This is a genomic window from Serratia sp. K1WW1 (genome assembly GCF_055790865.1).
Map to the genome: position 1 here is coordinate 3,843,233 of NZ_CM147697.1, position 26,731 is coordinate 3,869,963.

Below are 26,731 nucleotides of genomic sequence, written 5' to 3' on the forward strand. Positions count from 1 at the left end.
GGGGCTGCCCATCGCGGCGGCCCCGTTTGTTTTGAGGTGCCCCATGAGCCAACCCAGCCCACTTTGCCCCAACCCGATGCAGGTGCACTCCCTGCAACAGGAAACCGCTGACGTCTGGACGCTGAACCTGATCAATAACGACTTTTACCCTTATCACCCCGGTCAGTTTGCGTTGGTCAGCATTCGCGACAGTGAAGACACGCTGCGCGCTTACACCCTCTCCTCTTCACCCGGCCTGAGTCCTTTTATCAGCATCAGCGTACGTTGCCTGGCGGATGGCGTTGGCTCACGCTGGCTGACGCAAGAGGTCAAACCTAGCCAAACACTTTGGCTATCAGACGCCCAGGGAGAATTCAGCTGCGTGCAACACCCCAGCGATCGCTACCTGATGCTGGCTGCCGGCTGTGGCGTCACGCCGATCATGTCGATGTGCCGTTGGCTGGTGGTGAACAAGCCGCAATGCGATATCCGAGTGATCTTTAACGTCCGCACCCCTGCCGATGTGATTTTTGCCGAACAATGGCAACGGCTATGTGCCACCCATCCGCAATTGCAACTGACATTGATGGCAGAGCAGGATGCGCAACCCGGCTTCCTGTCTGGCCGCATCAATGAACAGGTGCTGCAACAGGCCGCGCCGGATATCGCCTCACGTACCGTGATGACCTGCGGCCCGGCCCCATACATGCAACAGGTTGAGCAGCTTTGCCTTGGGCTCGGTGTCCCCGCTGCCAACTTCCATCAGGAACAGTTCCACACCTCGGCAGAGCTGGATGATGGGAAAAACGAACAGTTAACATTGCGCATCGGTCAGCCGCTGCGTGAATTCCGCGTACCGGTCGGCAGCACCTTGCTCGCCGCTTTAGAAGCCCATAAATTACCGGTCAATGCCGCCTGCCGGGCTGGCGTTTGCGGTTCGTGCAAAACCCGTATTATCGATGGCCAATACACCACCACCAGCACCATGACGTTAACCCCGGCGGAAATCGAGCAGGGTTACGTGCTGGCCTGTAGCTGCCAGCTACAAAGTGACGTCACCCTCGCCTGAAGCTTTGGCCCCATCTTCCCGATGGGGCACATATCGGTAAGCGTATCCCCTAATGCCCTTCTACACTTTCTGTTTGCCTTTAACCGGGCGAGTACCCCTCATTTTGGATAATGACTGGAGGAACTATGAAGCAAACAGTAGCCACGCTGATCGCCAAAACGCTGGAACAGGCGGGTGTAAAACGGATTTGGGGCGTCACCGGCGATTCGCTCAACGGCCTGAGTGACAGCCTGCACCGGATGGGAACCATCGCCTGGATGGGCACCCGCCACGAGGAGGTTGCCGCCTTTGCCGCCGGTGCCGAAGCGCAGCTCACCGGTCAACTGGCGGTCTGCGCAGGCTCCTGCGGCCCCGGCAACCTGCACCTGATCAACGGCCTGTTCGATTGCCACCGCAATCACGTCCCGGTGCTGGCTATCGCCGCCCATATTCCTTCCAGCGAGATCGGCAGCGGCTACTTCCAGGAGACGCACCCGCAAGAGCTGTTCCGCGAATGCAGCCACTACTGCGAGCTGGTATCCAATCCAGAGCAACTGCCGCGAGTGCTTGAGATCGCCATGCGCAAAGCGATCCTCAACCGTGGCGTCTCGGTGATTGTGCTGCCGGGGGATATCGCCCTGCAAATGGCCCCAGAAGATGCCAGCATGGTATGGCATACGCCTGCGCACCCACTGATGCAGCCACCGATGAGCGAGCTGCAAAAACTGGCAGAAACGCTGAACAGCGCCAAAAACATCACCCTGATGTGCGGCAGCGGCTGTGCCGGATCGCATGATGAAGTCGTCAAACTGGCCGAACTGCTGCAGGCCCCGATTGTGCACGCCCTACGCGGTAAAGAGCACATCGAATGGGATAACCCTTACAGCGTCGGCATGACCGGGCTGATCGGTTTCTCCTCCGGCTACCACGCCATGATGAACGCGGATACCTTGGTGCTGCTAGGCACTCAGTTCCCTTATCGGGCGTTTTATCCTGGCAATGCCAATATCATTCAGATCGATATCAACCCCGGCAGCATCGGCGCCCATTGCCCGGTCAATATGGCTCTGATGGGGGATATCAAAACGACGCTCAGCGCCTTGCTGCCGCAGTTGCAAGCCAAGAGCGACCGCAAATTCCTGGATAAGGCGCTGGAGCATTATCGGGAAGCGCGTAAAGATCTCGACGGGCTGGCTACTGCTAACGATGACCAGCCGATCCACCCACAATATCTGGCACAGCAAATCAGCAACTCAGCCACAGATGACGCCATCTTCACCTGCGATGTCGGCACGCCGACGGTGTGGGCTGCGCGTTATTTGAAAATGAACGGCAAACGCCGCCTGCTCGGTTCGTTCAACCATGGCTCAATGGCCAACGCCATGCCGCAGGCGATTGGTGCCCAGGCCACCGAACCGGATAAGCAAGTGATCGCCATGTGCGGTGACGGTGGCTTCACCATGCTGATGGGGGATTTTCTGTCGCTGGCCCAGTTGAAGCTGCCGGTCAAGGTGGTGGTATTCAATAACAGCGTGCTGGGCTTTGTGGCCATGGAGATGAAGGCCGGTGGCTACCTTACCGACGGCACCGATCTGCACAACCCGGACTTTGCCGCGATCGCCAATGCGGCAGGCATCAAAGGCATTCGGGTAGAAAAGGCCTCCGAGCTGGACGCGGCATTGCAGGAAATGCTGGCCCATCCTGGCCCGGCCCTGCTCGACGTGGTCACGGCCAAACAAGAGCTGGCGATGCCGCCGCAGATCAAATTCGAACAGGCTAAAGGGTTCAGCCTGTATATGCTGCGCGCCATCATCAATGGCCGGGGTGATGAAGTTGTCGAACTGGCTAAAACCAACTGGCTGCGTTAATCGCTTCTGGGGGCAATGAAGTTGGTTGTCCCCTGCATTTTCCGCTTTTGCGCTGCGCCAATCCGGTTATGATGAAAGCCTCTTCCTCATTGGCTACCAAGGACCCGTATGCTTATCGATTTACGCAGTGACACCGTTACCCAACCTAGCGCAGAGATGCGCACCGCCATGGCGCAGGCTGACGTCGGCGACGACGTGTATGGCGACGATCCCACCGTCAACGCCCTCCAGGCCGAAGCGGTCAGGCTCTCTGGCAAAGAGGCAGCATTATTCCTGCCTACCGGCACCCAGGCCAACCTGGTAGCCCTGCTGAGCCATTGCCAGCGTGGTGAGGAATATATCGTTGGCCAGCAGGCGCATAACTACAAATATGAAGCCGGTGGTGCCGCCGTGCTGGGCAGCATTCAGCCCCAGCCGATCGAAGCCAATTCCGATGGCACGCTGCCGTTAGATAAAGTCGCCGCCGCCATCAAACCCGATGATATTCACTTCGCCAAGACTCGTCTGCTGAGTCTGGAAAATACCATCAGCGGCCGCGTGCTGCCGCTGGAATATCTGCAACAGGCCTGGCAGTTCACTCGTGAGCACAAACTTGCTCTGCACATTGACGGCGCGCGCATTTTCAACGCGGCGGTGGCACTTAACGTACCGCTGAAAACCCTCGCCCAGTATTGCGACACCTTCACCATTTGCCTGTCGAAAGGCCTGGGTGCACCGGTCGGCTCCCTGCTATGCGGTAGCGAAGCGTTTATTCAACGTGCCAACCGCTGGCGCAAGATGACCGGCGGCGGTATGCGCCAGGCCGGTATTCTGGCGGCGGCCGGGCTCTATGCGCTGGAGCACAACGTCGAACGGCTGAAAGAAGATCATGACAACGCCAAATGGTTCGAACAGCAGCTACGTGACATTGGCGTGGATATTGCCGAACCGGGCGCACAAACCAACGTGCTGTACCTGCGCCAATCCCCGGAGCTGGCGGCCAAGCTCGGCCCCTGGATGCGCGAACGTGGTGTGTTAATCAGTGCCGGGCCGTTAACCCGTATCCTGACGCATCTGAACGTTAGCCGCCAGGATCTGCAAAAAGTCGTCGATCTATGGCGGGAGTTCTTGCAGCAGCACGCTTGATTTTTTTGCAGTAACACCGGGAGGCCCGCTTCCCGGTTCTCGCCAAGCCCACTATCTCAGCCTAGTTTCAAAACCTGAAGGGATATCATCTATGAGTCATAAATTGCGCCAGACGTTATTAGCTCTCACCCTCGCTAGCAGTGGAATGATGTTTACCTTGCCAGCCAGCGCCGCCCCGGCTCCGGCCCAACAGCAGACACAGGCTCCCGGCTATTACCGCATGATGTTGGGTAACCTGGAGGTGACAGCGCTGTACGACGGTTACGTCAAACTGGACGCCAAGCTGTTCCATGGTGTCAGCGAGCCGGATATGCAAAAGCTGTTCGCCCGCATGTTTACCGACAGCAAGTCAGGCATACAGACGGCGGTTAACGCGTTTCTGGTGAACACCGGTACGCATCTGGTTTTGGTCGATGCCGGTACCTCGCAGTGTTTTGGACCAACGTTGGGGGCTATCAAAAACAACCTGCGCGCGGCAGGTTATCAGCCAGAGCAGGTTGATATGATATTGCTGACGCATCTGCACCCCGATCACGCCTGCGGCATCACCGATCAGGGCAAAGCCGCCTTCCCTAACGCTACTGTCTATGCCTCCAAGGCCGATGGCGATTATTGGCTGAGTAAAGAGATCGCGGCCAAAGCCCCGAAAGACGCGCAGCCGATGTTCAAAATGGTCCAGGACGCCGTGGCTCCTTATGCCGAACAGGGTAAGCTGAAACTTTATAGCCCTGGGGAGCAGTTACTTCCTGGGTTGGAGGTGATAGCGACACCGGGCCATACGCCTGGGCATACCTCTTACCTGTTCAGCTCCGGCGGCCAGAAACTGCTGTTGTGGGGGGATATCGTCCACAGCCACTCTTTGCAGTTTGCCAAACCTGAAGTCGTAGTGGACTTTGACACGGACTCCAAACAGGCGATCGCTACCCGGCAGAAGGTGTTTGCCGATGCGGCTGAAAACAAGCTGTGGGTTGGCGGAGCGCACCTACCTTTCCCTGGCCTGGGCCACGTACGCGTCGAAGGTAAAGGCTATGCGTGGGTGCCGGTTGAATATGCACCGGTGGTCGTTGGCGAGAAGAAACCTTAACGTAGATTGATGGCAACGGGCGGCGCATGCGGCGCCCGTTTAATTACGCATATTGCGGTAACTCAAACCACCATCCGGCCATAGAGCCAGTAACCCACAACCAGTATCAGCAGCAGGTTCAGCACTACGCTGAGGATAAAATAGGTTTTGAACGGTTGTTTCTGCGTTTTATGGCGGAACATCCGTTGCCCGATAATGGCCCCTATCCAACCGCCCAGCACGCCAAACAACAGCAGGGTGATTTCCGGCACCCGTTGCCAACTTTTGCAGGCGGCCAGCTTATCGGCACCGTAGATCAGCAGGGTCAGCAAGTTTACCAGCAGCAGCCACGTCCACAGCGGAGCGGGAAAACACAGGCTGCCAGCCAGAGCAATTAGCAGCAGCAAATAACACAGGGAATTGATTTTCATCGGGCATGGGCTCGTTGCTTGATCGCCGCGTAGTGTGAACCGCCCTCCGTGCAGATGCAACTATTGATACCCATACAAAAAGTGCATTTAGCCCGCTAATTTGGCATCCTGTCGTTTATGCTCACATTAACATCAATAATCTAAGGCAGCGCAATGACCTCCCAACGTATTCTGGTTCTTGGAGCCAGCGGTTATATTGGCCAACACCTGATCCCCCGTTTGACCGAGCAGGGCCACGAAATCACCGCCGCAGCACGCCGTATAGAATGGTTGGAAGAGCAAAACTGGCCGCACGTAAGCTGCCGCTACGTGGATGTCTATCGCCCAGAAACGCTAACGGCGGCGCTATGGCAGATCGATGCCGTTTACTACCTGATCCACGGTATGGGCGATGGCGACGATTTTATCGAAAAGGAGCGCCAGGCGGCGGAAAACCTGCGCGATGCCTTGCGAGGATCCAACGTTAAACAGGTTATTTTCCTTGGTGCACTGCAACCAGAGGGCAATAGCTCCCCCCACCTCATTGCCCGTAAACTGACCGGCGAAATCCTGCGCCAAAGCGGTATACCCGTCACCGAATTGCGCGCCAGCATCGTGGTTGGCCCTGGGTCAGCCGCGTTCGAGATTATGCGCGATATGGTCTATAACCTGCCGATCCTGACGCCACCGCGTTGGGTACGGTCAAAATCGTCCCCGGTCGCACTGGATAACCTGCTCACTTACCTGACCGAGCTACTGCAACATCCGGCGCAGGAAAACCGGATTTTTGACGTGGCCGGGCCGGAGTACATCAGTTACCAAACCATGTTCGAGCGCTTTATCAAGATCAGCGGCAAAAAGCGCTGGCTGATCCCGGTGCCGCTGCCGACACGCTTTATCTCGGTATGGTTTATCAGCATGATCACGTCTGTACCAACCTCGATTGCCAGCGCGCTCATTCAGGGGCTGAACCATGACTTACCTGCCGATGGCAAACCGCTGCAAGCCTTGATCCCACAGCCACTACAAACCTTTGATGAGGCCGTGAAGGAGACGCTACGCCGCGAAGACGAGGTGGTCGACTCTGCCGACTGGGGTTACGATCCTGAAGCCCGAGCCCGCTGGCGCCCCGGTTACGGTTTCTACCCCAAACATGCAGGCTGTGAACTGGATACCCAGGCCTCCAGTGAAGCGCTATGGCACGTCGTGCAGCAGTTGGGCGGCAAAGAGGGATACTTCTACGCCAACATTCTGTGGCAAATCCGTGCCCGCATGGACGATATGATTGGCAACGGCGTCGTTTATGGCCGACCGGAGCGTGACACCCTGGAAATCGGCGATCTGGTCGATGGCTGGAAGGTGATCACCAAGAAGCCATTACGGCAGTTGGCATTGATGTTCGGGATGAAAGCTCCGGGGCTTGGTCGCCTGACCTTCAGCATCAAAGACCTGGGCGATCGCCGCCAACTCGATGTCCGCGCCTGGTGGCATCCTGCCGGTTTCAGCGGGCTGTTATACTGGTTTGTCATGATGCCCGCCCACCTGTTTATTTTCCGTGGCATGGCCAAACGGATTGCCCAATTGGCCGAAGAGTACGATAACCAGCGTCCTCATTAGTCGAATTCTCGATCAACCGCACAGTTTGCTGCTGCGGTTAGGTCCTTTCTCATTGCATAGCGCACAAAATCACGAAAGAATGGCACCTTATTTGCTGGGGCGCGCTAAAACGCCCTCAGCATCCTGATTTTTGGTGAGAACAGAGTGAGTTATGAAGGTATTGGTCACCGGTGCAACCAGTGGGTTAGGCCGTAACGCCGTTGAATATCTCCGCCGCCAAGGCATAAAAGTGCGTGCCACCGGGCGCAATCAGGCCATGGGTTGCCTGCTGGAAAAAATGGGTGCCGAATTCATCCATGCCGATCTCACCAACCTGATCTCTTCACAGGCCAAAGCCATGCTGGCGGATGTGGACGTGCTGTGGCACTGCTCCGGTTTCACTTCCCCATGGGGCACGGAAGAAGCCTTCGAACTGGCCAACGTCCGCGCTACCCGCCGTTTGGGGGAATGGGCTGCGGCCTACGGTGTAGAACGGTTCATTCATATTTCGTCGCCGGCAATTTACTTTGATTATCACCATCACCGCAATGTGGATGAAGACTTCCGCCCGATTCGTTATGCCAACGAGTTTGCCCGCAGCAAGGCCGCCGGGGAACAGGTGGTGCAACAGTTGGCGCTGTCCAACCCGCAAACCCACTTCACCATCCTGCGCCCACAGGGGCTATTTGGCCCACACGACAAAATCATGCTGCCGCGCCTGCTGCATATGATCAAACATTACGGTAGCCTGCTGTTACCGCGTGGCGGGGATGCACTGGTCGATATGACCTATCTGGATAATGCGGTACACGCCATGTGGCTGGCCACCGTGAAGGAAGAGACTCCTTCTGGCCGGGCCTACAACATCTCCAACCAGCAAGCCTGCACGCTACGCACCGTGCTGCAACAGCTGATCGATGAGTTGGGCATGAAGTGCCGTATCCGCTCGGTGCCCTACCCGATGCTGGATATGATGGCACGTGGCATGGAAAAACTGGGCAGTAAAAGCGATAAAGAACCCGTGTTGACCCATTACAGCGTCGCCAAGCTCAATTTCGATCTGACGCTGAACACCACTCGCGCACAGCAGGAACTGGGTTATCAACCCGTGGTTTCGCTTGAAGAAGGCATTAGCCGTACTGCTCGCTGGTTGAAAGAGCACGGTAATCTGCACGGGCTGTAACCCCCCTCACCCCAACCCTCTCCCACAGGGAGAGGGAGCTGATAGCCCCTGCACATTTGGAAGTAAAGAGGTAGTCTCTGCAAACTCGATCCAGGGAAAGGGAGCTGAGAGTCCCTGCTCATTTGGCAGTATCAGCAAACGCAATCGCCTCCTCATCTAAGGTGAATCACTCTAATTTCAAGCACACTCGATCGGTCCCCTCTCCCTGTGGGAGAGGGTTAGGGTGAGGGCCTTTTTTGGCGTTAGCGCATAGCTCCGTATTTGCTTAGCAACGCCTCTATAATCGCCTCGCTTTCTGCATCTGGCTCACCGCGATAATCGCTGGGCCGGAAATGCATCTGAAATGCCGCTACCAAGTTCCGCTGCTGCTTGGCATCCCATGTAGGATCAACGCCATAGCCGTAGCGCGCCAGCTTTTCCAATAGTGATGCCATCGCCACCGGCTCATGCTTATCACGACCTGCCAGGTAACGTTCCACCTCCCGCTCATCCGGCCAGGCACCAATGCCTGCCTGCGCCAGCTGTTGCCATGGGAAGAGAGGGCCAGGATCCTGTTTGCGCTGCGGGGCGATATCGCTATGCCCTACCACGTCCGTCGGTTGCAGCGCGTAACGCTGCACAATATCGCGGCTAAGTTGGATCAGTAACGCAATTTGCTCTGGCGTATAAGGCTGCCAGTCTGTCTCCAGCAAGTTACGCGTAAAGCCCCGGTTGACGATCTCAATGCCTATCGAGGTATCGTTCAAATTGGTACGCCCACGCCAATTGCTGGCCCCGGCATGCCAGGCGCGCAGTGCTTCGGGTACCAGTTGATAAGCCACAGGTTTGCCGCCCTTCAGTGGCGGATGGGCGGGCAGCAAGTAATGGGCGCTGACGTGCTCGTCCGTCAGCGTTTTCAGCGAGGAGTGAAAGTCTTCTGCGGTGTAATGCATCACCAGGAAGCGAATACGCTGATCGGCCCCCGGTGCCTGATGCAGGGTTTCCAACTGATAGCTACCGTGATCCACCAGCGTGCTGGTGGATTGCTGTTGGCACCCCGTCAAAACTCCAATGGCGGCGATCCACAACCACTTGGCCACAGTATGCTCCTTTGCGCAGTGATGCGCCGCCATCAGGGGATGACCGAGTCTGGTACAGTCTCAGCCGCTTGCAAGGTTTGCATCAGCTTGCGTCTATCGTAATAACACTTGCCCCACGACGCCAAGCAGGACGCCCCTAGCGCGCCTTCAATCGAATCATAAATGGGATCGAACTCGCCGCTAAAGAAACTAAACAACACCCTTCCTAGCGTGGCGGCTCCCCCAATCAGCAACCAGGTCATCACCTGTGTTAGTTGGCTGATTTTCAGTTGCAGTTCACTGCTTCCCTGCTCGGTATTTTTCATTTCACTTCCTGGTTATCTCACGTTATTCCCGTTTAGTGGCTGACTTTTACCGCGGTGCCACTGACGCTGACCATCAGCATGGTGCTATCTTTACCCACAGTTTGATAATCGATATCGATGCCGACTACCGCGTTAGCCCCCAGTTCTTTGGCCTGCTCCTGCATCTCCTGAAAGGCCAACTGGCGCGCCTTGCGCAGCTCTTTCTCGTAGGCACCGGAACGGCCGCCAACGATATCACGCACACCAGCAAAAAAATCGCGGAAAATATTGGCACCCAGAATCGCCTCGCCGGTGACTACGCCGCAATATTCGGTGATGGTAAACCCTTCCAGGGTGTGGGTAGTGGACAATTGCATCAAGAACTCCTTATAAAATCAAATCATTGCTGTGGTACGACAGCTAATTTAAGCGGATGTTCTGTGGCACAATGGCACACAGCACCAATGCAAGGACCAAAAACGCCTTTATACTGTAGGCTAGTCCCGTGGTTTTCGGTCTTCATGGTTGAGAGACTTTTACATAAGGTTATGAGATGAAAACAAAAACGCTTGCTGTTGTTTTACCCTTGGCCCTGTTCTTAAGCGCCTGTACCACCGTCGAACCGGCCTTTAAGGATGTTGGCGTTCGCACTGGCGCCTGCGTAGAAGGTGGCCCGGATACGGTGGCTCAGAAATTCTATGACCTGCGCATTCAGCAAGGCCCAAGCACCGCACTACCGGACAGTAGCCGTCTGGCACAGTTGCAGCCTTACCTGAGCCAGGTGCTGTATCAGGATCTGGTCAGTGCCGCTCAGCACCCTGGCAAACACGCCATCACCGGCGATCTGTTCTCTGGCAATGCCCAGGGGCCAACCAGCGCATCGGTTGCCAGCGCCTCCACCATTCCTAACACCGATGCCAAAAACATCCCGCTGCGTGTACAGCTGACCCACCAGAAAGAAGGTGCCAGTGCAATCAACTGGCAGGACGAGGTGCTGATGGTCCGTGAAGGCACCTGCTGGGTAGTTGACGATATCCGCTTCCTCAACATCCCGCCGCATGCCGCCAGTGGTACGCTGCGTCAGGTCCTTGAGAACCAGTAACACCAAAATGGCAACCGGGTGTATCACCTTCCCGGTTGCCAATCCCCCCTCAGAAACGCTCAAAACTCCATCACCTTGAGAAAAATAGCTAGCTATCTCACAGTGTGCGCGACAAATCCGCCGTTCAGCCAGCACTCGCGGTATCTTCTGCTATTATTTAGTCATTCTGCGACGTACTAATAAATTTTAACTCACAAAGATTGCATAAGTATTCTGTGGAAGTTACCATTCCCGGCATCAATGTCTATTCAATTTCAGCGCATGAGTATTCAACTAAAAGATATCAACTGCTTTTATGGCGCACATCAGGCGCTGTTTAACATTACACTGGATTGCCCTGCCGGCGAGACTCTGGTGCTGCTTGGTCCAAGCGGCGCGGGTAAGAGTTCGCTGCTGCGGGTGCTTAACCTGCTGGAAATGCCACGCTCTGGCCACCTGCAAATCGCGGGCAATCAGTTCGACTTTAAACAGTCACCGGGGGAGAAATCCATCCGTGAGCTGCGCCAAAATGTGGGCATGGTGTTCCAGCAGTACAATCTCTGGCCACATCTGACCGTGGTGCAAAACCTGATCGAAGCGCCCTGCCGCGTACTTGGCCTGAGCAAGGCACAAGCGATGGCGCGTGCCGACAAGTTGCTGACCCGGTTACGCCTGACCGATTTTGCCGATCGTTTCCCACTGCATCTCTCCGGTGGGCAACAACAGCGCGTAGCCATTGCCCGTGCGCTGATGATGGAGCCTCAGGTTCTGCTGTTCGATGAGCCCACCGCCGCACTGGATCCGGAAATTACCGCACAGATCGTCAGCATCATTCGCGAGTTGGCGGGCACCGGTATTACTCAGGTGATCGTCACCCATGAGGTTGAAGTCGCGCGTAAAACCGCCAGCCGCGTGGTGTATATGGAAAATGGCCATATCGTCGAACAGGGCGATGCCAGCCACTTTGCACAACCGCAAACCGTAGAGTTTGCCAATTACTTATCACACTAATAGCGATATTTGCTGTTCTCAGGGAGTTTGCGATGAAAAAACTACTAATCGCCGCCGTTCTGGCTGGCATCAGCGTTTCTGCCTCAGCAGCCGAAACTATCCGTTTCGCTACCGAAGCTTCCTACCCTCCGTTCGAATTCGTCGCGGCGGATAACAAGATCCAGGGCTTCGACGTCGATCTTGCCAACGCTCTGTGTAAAGAGATGCAGGCTGAGTGTACCTTTACCAACCAGGGCTTCGACAGCCTGATCCCAAGCCTGAAGTTCAAGCGTTTCGACGCCGTGATGGCCGGTATGGATATCACCCCTGAGCGCGAAAAGCAGGTGCTGTTCAGCAAGCCTTACTACGATAACTCAGCCCTGTTTATTGCCGAGAAAGGCAAAGTGGCCGACGTGGCCGCGCTGAAAGGCAAACGCGTTGGCGTGCAAAACGGCACCACGCACCAGAAATTCCTGACGGATAAACACCCGGAAATCACCACCGTGGGTTACGACAGCTATCAGAATGCCATTCTGGATCTGAAAAATGGCCGTGTTGATGCGGTGTTCGGCGATACCGCCGTGGTTAACGAGTGGCTGAAAGAAAACGCTGCGCTGACCGCCGTGGGCGATAAAGTGACGGATAAAGACTACTTCGGTAGCGGTCTGGGCATTGCCATGCGCCTGCAAAATACCGAGCTGCAGGGCAAATTCAACGCCGCCCTGGATAAAATCAAGCAGGATGGGACTTACGAAACCATCTACAAAAAATGGTTCCAGCAGTAATCATCATCCATGAATGAAATCCAACCTTTAGCTAGCGCCGCCGGGATGACCGTCGGCCTTGCCGTTTGTGCCCTGGTCCTCGGCCTGATCCTGGCGATGCTGTTTGCCGTCTGGGAGTCATCCCGCTGGAAAGCGGTCAGTTGGCTCGGCACCGCCTGGGTGACCCTGCTGCGCGGCTTGCCAGAAATTCTGGTGGTGCTGTTTATCTACTTCGGCTCTTCACAGCTGCTGATGATGCTGTCCGACGGCTTTGTCCTGAACTTCGGCCTGTTCCAGCTGCCGGTGCAGTTGTCCATCGACAATTTCGAAGTCAGCCCGTTCCTGTGCGGCGTTATCGCCCTGGCCTTGCTCTATTCTGCCTACGCGTCGCAAACGCTGCGTGGGGCACTGAAAGCGGTGCCACTTGGCCAGTGGGAATCCGGCCAGGCTCTGGGGCTAAGCAAGGCAGCTATCTTCTTCCGCTTGATCATGCCGCAAATGTGGCGTCACGCGCTGCCGGGGCTGGGCAACCAATGGCTGGTGCTGCTGAAAGATACCGCGCTAGTGTCGTTGATTAGCGTTAACGATTTGATGTTGCAGACCAAAAGTATTGCCACCCGCACCCAGGAGCCGTTTACCTGGTATGTGATTGCGGCAGCAATCTATTTGGTTATCACCCTGCTGAGCCAGTACATCCTTAAGCGGATCGAGCTGCGCACCACGCGTTTTGAGCGGGGGCCAGCCTGATGCTTGAATTCATCCCCGAAATCATCAAAGGCTTGCATACCAGCCTGTCGCTGACGATCGTAGCACTGATTGTTGCCTTGCTGATGTCGCTAGTGCTGACGGTGATCCTGACGTTAAAAACCCCGGTGCTGACGCAGTTGGTGAAGGTCTACATTACGTTGTTCACCGGTACACCGTTGCTGGTACAGATCTTCCTGATTTACTACGGCCCTGGCCAGTTCCCGGCGATCCGTGAATATCCCTGGTTGTGGAACCTGCTGTCGCAACCTTGGCTCTGCGCGATGATTGCATTGGCGCTGAACAGTGCGGCCTACACTACCCTGCTGTTCCATGGGGCGGTACGCGCTATCCCGGCGGGCCAATGGCAATCCTGTGAAGCGCTGGGCATGTCACGCCAGCAAACGCTGCGTATTCTGCTGCCGTATGCCTTCAAACGTGCCTTGTCATCCTACTCCAACGAAGTGGTTCTGGTGTTCAAGAGCACTTCGCTTGCCTATACCATTACCTTGATGGAAGTGATGGGTTACAGCCAACTGATGTATGGCCGGACTTATGACGTGATGGTCTTCGGTGCCGCTGGTGTTGTGTACCTGTGCGTCAACGGCCTGCTGACGTTATTGATGCGTTTGGTTGAACGCCGCGCATTGGCTTTTGAACGTCGTAATTGAGTCAAGCCTCGCTGAACCAGCCCTGCCTTGCGCAGGGCTTTTTTATGGCCGAAAATAATTTTCTAGTCATTTATATTGCATAGTAATTCACTAAATGGCATTGTTATCGGCATAGCCACTCACAACGCCCCAGGGGCATTGTCAGATAAAAAGGTGGCGAGACAACAATCAAATTTACGACAGGAGCCGTACCGATGAAAAAGCTGTTACTTGCCGCCACCATTCTCGCCGGGATCACCTTTAACGCAGCCGCCGCTGACACCATCCGTTTCGCCTCTTCAGCGACCTACCCGCCGTTTGAATCTCTGGATGCCAATAACCAGATCGTCGGTTTTGATATCGATTTGGCCAAGGCCTTGTGCAAGCAGATGCAGGCCGACTGCACCTTTACCAACCAGGCCTTTGACAGCCTGATCGCCGCGCTGAAATTCAAAAAATATGACGCGGTGATTTCCGGTATGGACATCACGCCAGAGCGTAGCAAGCAGGTAACCTTTACCCAGCCCTATTATGCCAACTCGGCTATCGTCATTGCCCAGAAAGGCAAGTTCGCTACGCTGGCGGATTTGAAAGGCAAAAAGCTGGGGATGGAAAACGGCACCACTCATCAAAAGTACATGCAGGACAAGCACCCGGAAATCAATACCGTGTCTTATGACAGCTACCAAAACGCCGTGCTGGAGTTGAAGAATGGCCGTATCGATGGCGTGTTCGGTGACACTGCGGTGGTTAATGAATGGCTGAAGAATAACCCAGAATTGGCTGCCGTAGGCGAGCACGTAACAGATGCGCAGTACTTTGGTACCGGCCTGGGCATTGCCGTACGCCCGGACAATCAGGCACTACTGGCCAAGCTGAATGCTGCGCTGGATGCGATCAAGGCGGATGGGACCTACAAGGCGATCAACGATAAGTGGTTCCCACAGTAAGCCCCTCACCCCAACCCTCTCCCACAGGGAGAGGGAGCTGATAGCCCCTGCTCTGCTGGGAGAAAAGAGATAATATTGGCAACCTCGATCTCCCCTACACCCAATATGGGGCGGTGTTCAGGATGAATCACTACTCTTTCACCCAATTCGATCGGTCCCCTCTCCTTTTGGGCTATGTCCCCAGCCTGTACACTCCCACAAGGAGAGAGAGCTGATAGACCCCTGCTCTTTTGCAAGTAAAGAGCTCATCTCAGCAAATTAGATTGCCCCTTATTCAAGGTAAGTCACTACAATTTGAAACACACTCGATCGGTCCCCTCTCCTTTTGGGCTATGTCCCCAGTCTGTACACTCCCACAAGGAGAGAGCTGATAGACCCCTGCTCTTTTGCAAGTAAAGAGCTCATCTCAGCAAATTAGATTGCCCCTTATTCAAGGTAAGTCACTACAATTTGAAACACACTCGATCGGTCCCCTCTCCCTGTGGGAGAGGGTTAGGGTGAGGGGCCATTATTTCCGTACCAGCAGCGTCAACACTTCGTAATGGGCAGTGTGCGGGAACATATCAAATAGCTGTACGCGTTCAACGCGGTAATCCGGCAGCATCGCCAAATCCTTCGCCATACTTAGCGCATTACAGCTGGAATAAAGAATATAACCCGGCGCCATGCGGTTGAGATAATCACACAGCTCGTTGCCAATCCCCCGGCGCGGCGGGTTCACCAAGACCAACTCAGGAACCTCTCCCTCAGCGGTGGCAAATCGGGTCGAATCCAGCGCCTGGAAATCCACCTGCTGCAAGCCGAGGGTTTGCGCGGACTGTTTGGCACAGGCTATCGCCTCTGCACTGATTTCAATGCCGGTCAGCCTGGTTTCCGGCTGTGCGCAATGCAACCCGAAGCCGCCAACGCCACAGAACAGATCCCACATGCTGGCGATACCTAGCGCCCGTACCCAATCCCGTGCGGTGGCATACAGCTGGCTGGCCACCTGCGGATTGGTTTGAAAAAAGCTCTGCGGGCGAATGTATAACGGCACCTGGTTGAACCGCTCTTCCAACGCCTGCTGTTCGGTCAGCGGGATTTCATGCTCGCCTTCCATGATCGCCATGTGCACTGGCTGAATATTGGCGGAGATCACTTTCAACTCCGGCAACTGCTGTTGTAACCAGGGCAAGGCCGCACGGAGTTGCGCCAGCTTGCTTTCGGAACGCAGCACAAAGCGCAGCATCAGGCCGCCGCTGAAGGTGCTTTCCGTCAGTAGTAAATATTTCAGCTCGCCACGTTTGCGCGCCACGTGATAAGGCGTTAACCCGGCACGAGGGATAAAGTCTTTTAATACCGCAAAAATCGGAGCAAAGCTTGCCGGATACAACGGGCAATCACACAGGTCTACCGGCGTGCCATCACGGTGCAACATGCCAAGCAACGGCCGCTCAACGCTACCGCTGACCACCATTTTCGCCTTGTTTCGAAATGCACTTTCTTCACCCGTCACCGGTTCCAACCACTGCGCGACATCGCGATCCGCCAGCAAGGACTGCAGATGATGTTGTTTTTCTTCCAGTTGCTGGGGATAAGGCTTTTCCAGCCACTGACAGGAACGGCAGGTGCCCGCCGAGTACAAAGCGCAATGCATGAATAGTAACCGTTAACTCAGGATGACCAATGAGGGCGCAGATTGTACCACCCAACGCGGATAAAAACTTACTTACCAGGCAGTAGAAGATAAAACGCCGCCCGGTCAGGCGGCGCTTGAAGCTCGATTAATCGTCAGCAGCATCAGCCACGAGCGGCCCTTTGCAGTTCACGCGCGCGCTGTTTTTCCGCCCGCGCCATAAACCACCAGGCAATAAACCCGATGATCCCCACCACCAGCAGGATCAGCGTTGCCAAGGCGTTGATCTCCGGGTTAACCCCCATACGCACGCTGGAGAATACCAGCATTGGCAAGGTGGTAGCCCCAGGCCCGGCCACGAAGCTGGCAATCACCAGATCGTCCAACGAGAGAGTAAACGCCAGCATCCAGCCCGAGATCAGCGCCGGGGCAATCATCGGCAAGGTGATCACGGAAAACACTTTCAGCGGCGTCGCGCCCAGATCCATCGCTGCCTCTTCGATCGAACGATCCAGTTCACGCAGGCGCGAACTGATAACGACCGACACATAGGCGGTACAGAAGGTGACGTGCGCCAGCCAGATGGTGAACATCCCACGCTCAGAAGGCCAACCAAAGGTATGCCCCATCGCCACAAACAGCAGCAGCAGCGACAAACCGGTGATAACGTCTGGCATAACCAGCGGTGCGGTGAGCATAAAGGCAAACCCGGTCGAACCCCGGAAACGCCCAAAGCGCACCATCACCATCGCGGCAATGGTGCCGAGGATCACCGCCGCCGTGGCAGAGGCCGCCGCAATGGTCAAACTCAGACCAACCGCGCTGATCATCGCCGAATCGTGGAACAATTCGATATACCAGCGGAAAGACCAACCCGCCCATACGGTAACCAGCTTGGAGCTGTTGAACGAGTAGATCACCAGCATCAGCATCGGTGCGTACAGGAAGGTGAAACCAACCACCAGAATCGCTATGCGCCATGGTGAGCGCACTACCGGCAAGTTATTCATCCCTGCCCTCCCATTTCCTTGTTCTGGTGCTTGTGGAACCAGAGAATAGGTACAATCAGCAACAGCAGCATCACGGTAGCAACCGCCGAGGCGACCGGCCAGTCACGGTTATTGAAGAACTCCTGCCAGAGCACGCGGCCAATCATGATGCTGTCTGGCCCGCCGAGCAGTTCCGGGATCACAAACTCCCCCACCGCCGGGATAAACACCAGCATCGAGCCGGCAATAATACCGCCCCGCGTTAACGGCATGATCACGCTGAAGAAGGTTTTCAACGGCTTGGCCCCCAGATCCAGCGAGGCTTCAACCAGCGAGTAATCAAGGCGCGTCAGCGCGGTATAAATTGGCAACACCATAAACGGCAGATAGGAATAAACGATGCCGATATACACCGCCAGATTGGTATGCAGGATCACCAGCGGCTGATCGATCACCCCCAACCACATCAGGAAGTTGTTCAACACCCCGTTGTTCTTCAGTATCCCCATCCAGGCATACACGCGGATCAGGAATGACGTCCAGGAAGGCAGGATCACCAACAGCAGCAGAATGTTACGGGTCGACGGTTTACTGTGCGCCACCGCCCACGCCAACGGATAGCCGATCACCAGGCAGCACAGCGTTGAAACCGCCGCGATCTGCAAGGATTGCAGGTAGGCATCTATGTACAGCGGGTCATCGGTCAGTTGCAGGTAGTTGGCAAAGTTCAGCGCAATATCGAGTTTGCCGTCTGCCCAACTCATCAGATCGGTATAAGGCGGTACCGCCAAAGCCAGCTCAGACAGACTGATCTTGAACACGATCAGGAACGGCAGCATAAACAACAGCAGCAGCCACAGCAGCGGCAGTGCGATCACCAGCTTACGGCCATGGGCCATCTGCAAACGTTGGATAAACGCCTTAATCGGGCCGGGTACTCTTGCCGGAGGCTCCGGCGAACGTTCAGAAAGCAATGTCATGACAGTTACTCCTCACTTTCTCAACTACACCGTCAGAACTACACAGCTGTCGGTGTCCCAACACAGGCGCACTTCATCACCCCAGGTCGGCATCCCTTTGCGGAAGCGATGGCCGTTCTGCAACTGCGCACTGATCATCTGCCCGCTAAGCAACTTCACGTGGTAGATCGACAGATCGCCTAGATAGGCGATGTTCACCACCTCACCCACCGCAAAGTTGCAGCCGTCTTCCGGCACTTCCTCACACAGCATGATCTTTTCCGGGCGCAGAGCGACCTGAATAGGCACACCGTCTACCACCGAGGAATCAGGATCGACCTTAAGCGCGTGGCGTAAACCCGGGCTTTGCAAGATCAATGCATCGTCCCGACGCTCCTGCAACACGCAATCGAACACGTTGACCGAACCGATAAACTCGGCGCTGAAACGGCTGTTCGGGTGCTCGTAGATCTCTTCCGGCTCACCGATTTGCACAAACTTGCCGCGGTTCATGATGGCGATACGGCCAGCCATGGTCATCGCTTCTTCCTGATCGTGGGTGACCATGACGCAGGTCGCGCCCACGCGCTCCAGGATATCGACCACTTCCAGCTGCATGCGATCGCGCAGTTTTTTATCCAGCGCGCCCATCGGTTCGTCCAGCAGCAACAGCTTCGGACGTTTTGCCAGGCTACGTGCCAGTGCCACACGCTGGCGTTGACCGCCGGAAAGCTGGTGAGGCTTACGCTTGGCGTATTCCTGCATATGCACCAAGGTAAGCATTTCGGTGACGCGCTCGTTAATTTCCGCGCGCGGCATTTTGTCCTGCTTGAGGCCAAACGCGATGTTCTGCTCCACGGTCATATGGGGGAACAGCGCATAGGACTGGAACATCATATTGACCGGGCGCTGGTATGGCGGCACGTGGGACATGTCCTGACCGTCGAGGACAATTTGCCCTTCCGTCGGCTGTTCAAAACCGGCCAACATGCGCAGCAACGTCGATTTTCCACAGCCAGAAGGCCCCAACAGCGCAAAGATTTCGCCCTTGTAGATCGTCAGGCTGACGTCTTCTACCGCATTCTGGCCGTCAAAGGTTTTGGTGAGGTTACGGATTTCCAGCAGAGGGGTGAAAACCTTCTGCGATTTGGCTAGCGGACGAGGGATAACGTCGTTCAATCGGGGTGCTCTCCGGCTAAAGCAGTACGAACAACCACAGCAATTGCCATGGCCCAAAATGGCAATGCAGGCGGGTTAACCCCGCCTGCCGAACATCAGAATCGGGTATTTACTTCCCGCTTTTAACTTTAGTCCATGCCCGCGTAACTACACGGTCAAGTTTTGGCGACTGTACGTTCAGCGTGTACAGTTTGGCGCGAATATCTGCCGGTGGGTAAACGTTCGGGTTATCACGCACCTCGGCATTCACCAGCGGCGTGGCGTCTTTTACCGCGTTGGCATAAAACACGTGGTTGCTGATATCCGCGATCACCTCTGGCTTGAGCAGGAAGTTCAGGAACTGGTAGGCCGCATCTTTGTTTTTGGCATCGGCTGGCATCGCAAACATGTCAAAGTAGGTCAGCGCCCCTTCTTTTGGAATGGAGTAGGCCACATTGACGCCGTTTTTGGCTTCCTTGGCGCGGTTGGCAGCCTGCATGATGTCGCCAGACCAACCAATGGCCACGCAAATATCCCCGTTCGCCAGATCGTTAATGTACTGGGACGAGTGGAAATAGCGGATATTCGGGCGCAGCTTCATCAACAGATCGTTGGCCGCACCGGTGTAATCTTCCGCACTGGTGCTGTTAGGATCTTTGCCCAGATAGTGCAAAACGGTGGCATACACTTCGCTTGGCGCATCCAGGAAGGAGACACCACAGCTTTTCAGCTTCTCCAGGTTTTCCGGTTTGAGGATCAGATCCCAGCTATCGACCGGGGCATCTTTACCCAGCACCGCTTTGACCTTATCAACGTTATAGCCAATGCCGGTGGTCACCATCATGTAAGGAATACCGTACTTATTCTCCTTGTCGTTATGCGCAACCAGTTGCAGCATCTCGGGATCAAGGTTTTTGTAATTAGGTATCTTGCTCTTGTCCAATGCTTCAAAAATACCGGCTTTGGACTGGCGCTCAAGGAAGTTGGAGGAAGGAACCACCAAGTCATAACCGGTGCTGCCCGCCATCAGTTTGCCTTCCAGAACCTCGTTGGAATCAAAGACGTCATACACCACTTTGATGCCGGTTTCTTTCTGGAATTTGGCCAGGGTATCCGGCGCAATGTAGTCGGACCAATTGTAGATATGCAGCGTATTGTCTGCGGCCGACGCGGTGAGGCAAGCCGTCATCAGCAAGCCGCCAACCACACCCGATAACCACTTTTTACGTTGGGTGACCATCCGTAACTTCCTCCAAAACAAGGGGTAAATTTGTATCCTGAAAGGATACAACGCCTTTGATTAACCGAGCGCCATCGTTGCGATCGCGAGTGAATAGCTATGCAGTTGATTGCATGCGATTTTCTCACCTGCCAGCCCACGAGGTCACAAACAGGAGCGTGAGCCTTTAGCAAGATCAGCAGCATAACCGGAGTTGCCAGACGGTGCCAGCCTCCAGGGTAAAAAACGCCGTTTATCGATTAATTATGCACGGGGTCTGTATGTGATGCGGCAATAACGGCCTAAAAGACGAGAAATATCTGGCAATAAGGGCAGAAACGCAGAATATCTGGTTGTGGAGGAAAGTGCGGGCTGCGTGCCGCCAGATCTGCGGCACACATAATGTACAGCGAAGATTAATGCAGCATCGGTTGGCTGGCTACGGTAGCCGGGTTCTCTTCTTCATCACCCATAAACAGCAGATCGTTCGCCCTGGCTTCCAGGATCACCATCGAGATCTGTTCTTCGCCCTGTTGCATAAAGTGGGCAAACTGCTCATGGGCCACGCCCACGGCAATACTCAAAGACTGGCAAACGATCAGCTTTGGCAAATTATCGTCTTGAATATCAACAAAGGCCTTGATAGTCAGCGAACTGGCATTGATTTGACTGAGATCGGCCACCAGCGGGATCAGTGCGGTTGGCTTCACTTCGGCCAACGCGGAAAACAGGATCACATTATCCACCAGATCGAGCTTGGCATCGAATACGCCGTCAAAGTTTTGCATGTGCGGCAGGTGTAACGCCTGGCAAGAGTCACATTCAAAAAACGAGATCCCCAACTGATCCAACCAACGTCGTAATAACGCCAAATCGGGGACGATGAGTGAATCCATAAATTACCAGCCTCACAGGGTTCAATGACATGAAAAGGCGCATAGCTTACGGAATATTCAATCGAGATGCCACGATCAAAGCCGCTTAATTCACTAATACGGCAACATCGCACAACATATCCGCACCTGCTATCCCCCGTATACGCTTGGCGTGACAGAGGAAAAACGCCATTTATCACCCGCCAGATTTCAGACGAAAGCCAGGCCGGGCGCGTTGCTCAATGTACTCGATCATCATGCCTGCAATATCCAACCCGGTGGTGGTTTCAACGCCTTCCAACCCCGGCGATGCATTCACTTCCATCACCAGCGGGCCACGATCGGCACGGAGGATATCAACCCCGGCAACATCCAGCCCCAGCGTCTCCACGGCCTTGATCGCCGTAGCGCGTTCCTTGCCGGTGATATGCACTCTACGGGCCGTGCCGCCACGGTGCAGGTTCGACCGAAACTCCCCAGGCTTTGCCTGGCGTTCAATCGCGGCAACTACCCTGCCGCCAACGACCAGGCAGCGAATGTCACAGCCGTTGGCTTCACGGATATACTCCTGCACCAGGATATGGGCGTTCAGACCACGGAAGGCGTCGATCACGCTCTCCGCCGCCTGGCGAGTTTCGGCCAATACCACGCCGATCCCCTGCGTCCCTTCAACCAGCTTCACCACCAGCGGTGCGCCGCCCACCAGTTCAATCAAATCACCGGTATCATCCGGCGAATGCGCAAAGCCGGTAATGGGCAGATCAATCCCCTGGCGCGCCAGCAGTTGCAGCGAACGCAGCTTGTCACGCGCCCGGGTAATGGCCACTGACTCATTGAGCGGGTAGCTGCCGAGCAGTTCAAACTGGCGCAGCACGGCGGTGCCATAAAACGTAATAGCGGAACCAATACGCGGGATCACCGCATCGTAATGTTCCAACTGGCGGCCACGATAATGAATGCTCGGTGCCGCCGGGTTGATATTCATATAACAAGACTGCGGATCGATAACATCAATACGGTGCCCACGCTGCTCTGCAGCCTCACGCAGTCTTTTACATGAGTACAGCGAACCATCGCGCGAAAGAATGGCAATTTTCACTCGTCACCCCTAAAGGCGTTGATCACCTGCATTGGCAGGCATTCCCCATAGCCGCGTTTAGTCTTGCGGTCCCTGGTCTTGTTTATCTTTCGGCGGGGTACGCCGATCGTTCTGCGGCGGCAGGCCACCGCGCAGTAGCGGGCTGAACCCTTGAACTACGCGCCAGACCAAAAACGCAGCTGCAGGTACCATCATGAAAACGCCTAGAAAGATCATGCCAACCGCCGCCTGTTGCGAGGCCAGCATACCCGGTAAGCGGACGTAGTCATGAATACTCAGATAAGAGAGTATCAACAGCACCATGCCCAATCCTTCAAGCACCAGCACAGAACGCGGTAAGTCACCGAATGAACGCATATTTTTTTCTCCAGACTCACTGTGTCCAGTGTAGTAAATTCGCCATCGCTGCAACAGCTCTAGTTGATTAATCGGTTCTATAAATCAGACCAAGAGGCAGATCCTGCTTTTTTTTAGCTCAGCCAACGGGCATAGTAAGCGCCAGACGTGAGTGATAGCGCAACTGAAGTCTTTTTATGACGGAAGGAATGTCGTTACAATAACGGTTAATTATTAATAACAGACTAGGAGTGTTACATGTTTGCTGTAATCTTCGGGCGTCCGGGCTGTCCTTACTGTGTCCGTGCTAAAGAGCTGGCAGAGAAATTGACTGAAGAGCGTGACGATTTCAACTTCCGTTATGTTGATATCCACGCAGAAGGCATCACCAAGGCCGATTTGGAAAAAACCGTGGGCAAACCGGTAGAAACCGTGCCACAGATCTTCCTCGATCAGACCCACATTGGCGGCTGCACCGATTTTGAAGCCTACGCCAAAGAAAACCTGAACCTGTTCCAGTAAGCTTCAGCTCGAACAAAAAAGGCCACCGAACGCAGGTGGCCTTTTTTACGATTAAGGTTTTTGCTGCCGATAGAACTGTTGCAACGCATGGAACACCATGCGCATTAATAAATACAACATCCCACCCAACACACACCAGAATACGGCGCTGACCGCATAAGCCAACTCCTGCCAAAACGAATGGCCGGGGGTCAACCAAAAGTGTCGAATGAGTAAACACAGCGGTACCGCACACAGTGCGCCAAGCAAGGGACACAGAATCCGTTGCTTGCTCGACAAATAGCTGGCGATAAAACCGGGAATGATAAACAACAGCAGGCCGGTCTCACCATGATGCTCGGATTCTGTCACGCCGACGGCACCGCTCTTCAGGCCCAGGAAAACCAGGCTAAACAGTAGAAAACAGCTAAAAATGCCCACCCAGTATCGATAACTTACCATCCACCTCTCCCCTCCATACCCGAAAACGACGGATATCGCGATGTGACCGCTGACTACATCGTAAAACACAGCCTATCGCACAGACCCTGCGACACACAGCCGAAATCGACAGCGCTGGCTGAACTTTTTCCTTGGTCAAAAAGGGTTAAATACGTATACCGACAAAGCTTTATGCTGGCTGTCATACGTGATAGCGACTAGAATAAGCGCCGCCATTAGATGGTTCGGATCGCCTTCCGATGGTTGGTTGTTATCTAAGCTTTATCCATATACTCTATGGCTAAATCTAACTCTTATAGTGTTCTTTATCAAGAACTTACTGGTAAACAATAAGTTATCCCCCGTGAACATAAACGTCGCAAGTTTGTTAAACGGTAACTACATCCTGTTACTGTTTGTGGTACTCGCCCTGGGGCTCTGCCTCGGAAAGGTTCGTCTCGGCTCCGTTCAACTCGGTAATTCCATTGGCGTTTTAGTGGTCTCGCTGTTGCTTGGCCAGCAGCACTTTGCCATTAACACCGAAGCGTTAAGCCTCGGTTTCATGCTGTTTATTTTTTGCGTCGGCGTTGAAGCTGGCCCCAATTTCTTCTCGATTTTTTTCCGCGACGGTAAAAACTACTTCATGCTGGCGCTGGTGATGGTCGGTTCAGCGATGGTGATCGCCATCGGCCTGGGTAAGCTGTTCCACTGGGATATCGGCCTTACCGCTGGCATGCTCGCCGGCTCGATGACCTCCACACCGGTATTGGTGGGTGCAGGCGATACGCTGCGTAATACCATCACCAGCGGCCCGGCACTGCTTGCAGCCCAAGACCATCTGAGCCTGGGCTACGCCCTGACCTACCTGATTGGCCTGGTCAGCCTGATTTTCGGCGCTCGTTATCTGCCAAAACTGCAGCATCAGGACCTCTCTACCTCTGCCCAACAAATCGCCCGTGAGCGCGGCCTGGATACCGATAGCCAGCGCAAGGTTTATTTGCCGGTGATCCGCGCCTATCGCGTTGGCCAGGAACTGGTTGCCTGGGCAGACGGCAAGAACCTGCGCGAGCTCGGTATTTACCGCCAAACCGGTTGCTACATCGAACGAATTCGCCGCAACGGCATTCTGGCCAACCCGGACGGAGATGCGGTGTTACAGGTCGGGGATGAAATCTCACTGGTCGGCTACCCTGATGCTCACGCACGCCTGGACCCAAGCTTCCGTAACGGCAAGGAAGTGTTCGACCGGGATCTGCTGGATATGCGCATCGTAACCGAAGAGATCGTGGTCAAAAATAGCAATGCGGTAGGCAAGCGCCTGAGCCAGTTGAAGCTGACCGATCATGGCTGCTTCCTCAACCGTGTGATCCGCAGCCAGATTGAAATGCCGATCGATGACAGCATCGTGTTGAACAAAGGCGATGTGCTGCAGGTTAGCGGCGATGCCCGCCGGGTAAAAAGCGTGGCAGAGAAGATCGGCTTTATCTCCATTCATAGCCAGGTCACCGATCTGCTGGCGTTCTGCGCCTTCTTTATCATCGGCCTGCTGATCGGCCAGATCACCATTCAGTTCACCAGCAGCTTCTCCTTTGGCATCGGCAACGCCGCAGGGCTATTGATGTCCGGCATCATGCTGGGCTTCCTGCGTGCCAACCATCCGACCTTTGGTTATATCCCTCAGGGCGCGTTGAACATGGTGAAAGAGTTCGGCCTGATGGTGTTTATGGCCGGTGTGGGGCTGAGCGCAGGGGCAGGTATCGGCAATACCCTTGGCGCAGTAGGTGGCCAGATGCTGATCGCTGGCTTGATCGTCAGCCTGGTACCGGTAGTGATCTGCTTCCTGTTCGGTGCCTACATTCTGCGCATGAACCGTGCCCTGCTGTTTGGTGCCATTATGGGGGCACGTACCTGCGCCCCGGCGATGGAAATCATTAGTGACACTGCACGTAGTAATATTCCTGCGTTGGGATATGCAGGCACCTACGCCATAGCTAACGTGTTGTTAACCTTGGCAGGTTCACTCATCGTGGTGATCTGGCCAGGTATAATGGGGTAGCAAGGCGGTCTGAGAAGTGGTGCTACGGCGAAATATTTTTTAATTTTTATAGCAACAGGTAGAACTTTTCGATCGGGACATAGTCTGAATTAGTGCCACTGCTTTTCTTTGATGTCCCCATTTTGTGGAGCCCGTTAGTCCCGCCTTTTTAGGTTCAAGATTAGCGGGTTTTTTGTTGCCTGAAATCCCCCTTCCCCCTTTGAACAGCAGACACTTGCTTCGTTGTGAGTGACTACCGTGCGCATGCCGCCGGACGAGCATCACTGGTACGCGTTGGCAGATGGAAGATCGATCAGAGAACAAGCCCCAAAAGAGGAAACCTCATTATCCGCAGGCCACATCGTTAATGTGTTAGCGCAGAATAACGTTCTGATTGTGTTTTGATGAACAGATAGATTGTTTCTGACCAAAGTATAGCCGCAACTTCAATGCAGATCGGTTTTACACCAGCAGCATATTGTTCATTGGTCAAAGTATCCTGATAGCAATATTAATGCGATATAAAACACTGAAGGTAGAAGTACATGAACGCAGGAGGAGATATCTGTTTCATATAACGTTAAGCGCAATATCATATTTTAAACCAACAGAATTTAACCTATCGAGATTATTGACAACACTATTGCTTTAATGACAACGTAGTGAAACACTGAGCTATCATCATGTGAT

General features: G+C 54.7%; 27 protein-coding genes. 14 read left to right on the forward strand and 13 right to left on the reverse strand.

Going from position 1 to position 26,731, the window contains the following annotated elements:
• Positions 1-43 precede the first annotated feature (43 nt).
• From hcr to ACX9GU_RS17395, 4 genes are all read left to right on the forward strand, one after another.
• Positions 44-1,048 (forward strand): NADH oxidoreductase, encoded by a 1,005-nt coding sequence (hcr, locus tag ACX9GU_RS17380; RefSeq protein WP_473192351.1) that lies wholly within the window; start codon positions 44-46, stop codon positions 1,046-1,048.
• Positions 1,049-1,173: 125 nt separating this feature from the next.
• Entirely contained in the window at positions 1,174-2,895 is a 1,722-nt protein-coding gene (gene poxB / locus ACX9GU_RS17385) for a ubiquinone-dependent pyruvate dehydrogenase (RefSeq protein WP_473192352.1), read from the forward strand.
• A gap of 108 nt (positions 2,896-3,003) precedes the next feature.
• Positions 3,004-4,020, forward strand: coding sequence for a low-specificity L-threonine aldolase (ltaE, locus tag ACX9GU_RS17390; protein ID WP_473192353.1), 1,017 nt, complete (start codon positions 3,004-3,006; stop codon positions 4,018-4,020).
• 91 nt (positions 4,021-4,111) lie between these two features.
• A complete protein-coding gene (locus ACX9GU_RS17395) occupies positions 4,112-5,104 on the forward strand; it encodes an MBL fold metallo-hydrolase (RefSeq protein ID WP_473192354.1) in 993 nt (330 codons plus the stop codon).
• Positions 5,105-5,166: 62 nt separating this feature from the next.
• Here the strand turns inward: ACX9GU_RS17395 and ACX9GU_RS17400 are convergent, their stop codons facing one another.
• Positions 5,167-5,514 carry a DUF1294 domain-containing protein gene (locus ACX9GU_RS17400; RefSeq protein ID WP_021804963.1) on the reverse strand — a complete coding sequence of 116 codons (348 nt, stop codon included), beginning with the start codon at positions 5,512-5,514 and terminating at the stop codon, positions 5,167-5,169.
• 153 nt (positions 5,515-5,667) lie between these two features.
• Here ACX9GU_RS17400 and ACX9GU_RS17405 point away from each other — a divergent pair, with 153 nt between their 5' ends.
• A complete protein-coding gene (locus ACX9GU_RS17405; protein ID WP_473192355.1) occupies positions 5,668-7,110 on the forward strand; it encodes a DUF2867 domain-containing protein in 1,443 nt (480 codons plus the stop codon).
• Between the two features lie 151 nt (positions 7,111-7,261).
• Entirely contained in the window at positions 7,262-8,272 is a 1,011-nt protein-coding gene (locus tag ACX9GU_RS17410; protein ID WP_037375026.1) for an NAD-dependent epimerase/dehydratase family protein, read from the forward strand.
• A gap of 242 nt (positions 8,273-8,514) precedes the next feature.
• On the opposite strand, the gene ACX9GU_RS17415 is transcribed toward ACX9GU_RS17410, so the two are convergent.
• From ACX9GU_RS17415 to ACX9GU_RS17425, 3 genes are read right to left on the reverse strand one after another with little or no spacing between them, the layout of a single operon-like run.
• Positions 8,515-9,351 (reverse strand): N-acetylmuramoyl-L-alanine amidase, encoded by an 837-nt coding sequence (locus ACX9GU_RS17415; protein ID WP_473192356.1) that lies wholly within the window; start codon positions 9,349-9,351, stop codon positions 8,515-8,517.
• A 32-nt stretch (positions 9,352-9,383) separates the two neighbouring features.
• Positions 9,384-9,656, reverse strand: a complete 273-nt coding sequence (locus ACX9GU_RS17420; RefSeq protein WP_021804965.1) for a hypothetical protein — start codon at positions 9,654-9,656, stop codon at positions 9,384-9,386.
• A 32-nt stretch (positions 9,657-9,688) separates the two neighbouring features.
• The gene (locus ACX9GU_RS17425) at positions 9,689-10,012 is read right to left on the reverse strand and encodes a heavy metal-binding domain-containing protein (protein ID WP_473192357.1); all 324 of its coding nucleotides are present in this window, start codon (positions 10,010-10,012) and stop codon (positions 9,689-9,691) included.
• A 176-nt stretch (positions 10,013-10,188) separates the two neighbouring features.
• Between ACX9GU_RS17425 and ACX9GU_RS17430 the strand changes: the two genes are divergently transcribed.
• The 6 genes from ACX9GU_RS17430 (at position 10,189) to artJ (ACX9GU_RS17455) (ending at position 14,814) form a co-directional block, all read left to right on the forward strand.
• A complete protein-coding gene (locus tag ACX9GU_RS17430) occupies positions 10,189-10,737 on the forward strand; it encodes a lipoprotein (RefSeq protein ID WP_473192358.1) in 549 nt (182 codons plus the stop codon).
• A 261-nt stretch (positions 10,738-10,998) separates the two neighbouring features.
• Positions 10,999-11,727 (forward strand): arginine ABC transporter ATP-binding protein ArtP, encoded by a 729-nt coding sequence (gene artP, locus ACX9GU_RS17435; protein WP_098931676.1) that lies wholly within the window; start codon positions 10,999-11,001, stop codon positions 11,725-11,727.
• A 32-nt stretch (positions 11,728-11,759) separates the two neighbouring features.
• Complete coding sequence (artJ, locus tag ACX9GU_RS17440; protein WP_021804969.1) at positions 11,760-12,491, forward strand: arginine ABC transporter substrate-binding protein; 732 nt, start codon at positions 11,760-11,762, stop codon at positions 12,489-12,491.
• A 9-nt stretch (positions 12,492-12,500) separates the two neighbouring features.
• Positions 12,501-13,217, forward strand: a complete 717-nt coding sequence (artQ, locus tag ACX9GU_RS17445) for an arginine ABC transporter permease ArtQ (RefSeq protein ID WP_473192359.1) — start codon at positions 12,501-12,503, stop codon at positions 13,215-13,217.
• Positions 13,217-13,885: an arginine ABC transporter permease ArtM gene (artM, locus tag ACX9GU_RS17450; RefSeq protein WP_473192360.1), complete on the forward strand. Its 669-nt coding sequence runs from the start codon at positions 13,217-13,219 to the stop codon at positions 13,883-13,885. The genes artQ and artM overlap by 1 nt, the downstream gene beginning before the upstream one ends.
• Before the next feature lie 194 nt (positions 13,886-14,079).
• Positions 14,080-14,814, forward strand: coding sequence for an arginine ABC transporter substrate-binding protein (artJ, locus tag ACX9GU_RS17455; RefSeq protein WP_046808135.1), 735 nt, complete (start codon positions 14,080-14,082; stop codon positions 14,812-14,814).
• 508 nt (positions 14,815-15,322) lie between these two features.
• Here the strand turns inward: artJ (ACX9GU_RS17455) and rlmC are convergent.
• The 8 genes from rlmC to ACX9GU_RS17495 all read right to left on the reverse strand — a co-directional run bounded on the left by rlmC (position 15,323) and on the right by ACX9GU_RS17495 (position 23,085).
• The gene (rlmC, locus tag ACX9GU_RS17460; RefSeq protein WP_473192361.1) at positions 15,323-16,450 is read right to left on the reverse strand and encodes a 23S rRNA (uracil(747)-C(5))-methyltransferase RlmC; all 1,128 of its coding nucleotides are present in this window, start codon (positions 16,448-16,450) and stop codon (positions 15,323-15,325) included.
• Positions 16,451-16,593: 143 nt separating this feature from the next.
• Complete coding sequence (gene potI / locus ACX9GU_RS17465; protein ID WP_021804974.1) at positions 16,594-17,439, reverse strand: putrescine ABC transporter permease PotI; 846 nt, start codon at positions 17,437-17,439, stop codon at positions 16,594-16,596.
• Positions 17,436-18,398 carry a putrescine ABC transporter permease PotH gene (gene potH / locus ACX9GU_RS17470; protein WP_021804975.1) on the reverse strand — a complete coding sequence of 321 codons (963 nt, stop codon included), beginning with the start codon at positions 18,396-18,398 and terminating at the stop codon, positions 17,436-17,438. The genes potI and potH overlap by 4 nt, the downstream gene beginning before the upstream one ends.
• Before the next feature lie 24 nt (positions 18,399-18,422).
• Positions 18,423-19,556, reverse strand: coding sequence for a putrescine ABC transporter ATP-binding subunit PotG (potG, locus tag ACX9GU_RS17475; RefSeq protein WP_021804976.1), 1,134 nt, complete (start codon positions 19,554-19,556; stop codon positions 18,423-18,425).
• 109 nt (positions 19,557-19,665) lie between these two features.
• Positions 19,666-20,775: a spermidine/putrescine ABC transporter substrate-binding protein PotF gene (gene potF / locus ACX9GU_RS17480; RefSeq protein WP_021804977.1), complete on the reverse strand. Its 1,110-nt coding sequence runs from the start codon at positions 20,773-20,775 to the stop codon at positions 19,666-19,668.
• A gap of 395 nt (positions 20,776-21,170) precedes the next feature.
• A complete protein-coding gene (locus ACX9GU_RS17485; protein ID WP_223538117.1) occupies positions 21,171-21,650 on the reverse strand; it encodes a type III secretion system chaperone family protein in 480 nt (159 codons plus the stop codon).
• Between the two features lie 175 nt (positions 21,651-21,825).
• The gene (rimK, locus tag ACX9GU_RS17490) at positions 21,826-22,728 is read right to left on the reverse strand and encodes a 30S ribosomal protein S6--L-glutamate ligase (protein ID WP_071680775.1); all 903 of its coding nucleotides are present in this window, start codon (positions 22,726-22,728) and stop codon (positions 21,826-21,828) included.
• Between the two features lie 57 nt (positions 22,729-22,785).
• The gene (locus tag ACX9GU_RS17495; protein WP_411752662.1) at positions 22,786-23,085 is read right to left on the reverse strand and encodes a YbjC family protein; all 300 of its coding nucleotides are present in this window, start codon (positions 23,083-23,085) and stop codon (positions 22,786-22,788) included.
• A 237-nt stretch (positions 23,086-23,322) separates the two neighbouring features.
• On the opposite strand from ACX9GU_RS17495, the gene ACX9GU_RS17500 reads away from it, so the two are divergent.
• On the forward strand, positions 23,323-23,586 hold the full coding sequence (locus ACX9GU_RS17500) for a GrxA family glutaredoxin (protein WP_071680777.1): 264 nt from the start codon (positions 23,323-23,325) through the stop codon (positions 23,584-23,586).
• A gap of 51 nt (positions 23,587-23,637) precedes the next feature.
• On the opposite strand, the gene ACX9GU_RS17505 is transcribed toward ACX9GU_RS17500, so the two are convergent.
• A complete protein-coding gene (locus tag ACX9GU_RS17505; protein WP_166734628.1) occupies positions 23,638-24,027 on the reverse strand; it encodes an inner membrane protein YbjM in 390 nt (129 codons plus the stop codon).
• 343 nt (positions 24,028-24,370) lie between these two features.
• Between ACX9GU_RS17505 and ACX9GU_RS17510 the strand changes: the two genes are divergently transcribed.
• Positions 24,371-26,062 (forward strand): aspartate:alanine antiporter, encoded by a 1,692-nt coding sequence (locus tag ACX9GU_RS17510; RefSeq protein ID WP_071680847.1) that lies wholly within the window; start codon positions 24,371-24,373, stop codon positions 26,060-26,062.
• Positions 26,063-26,731: the final 669 nt, after the last annotated feature.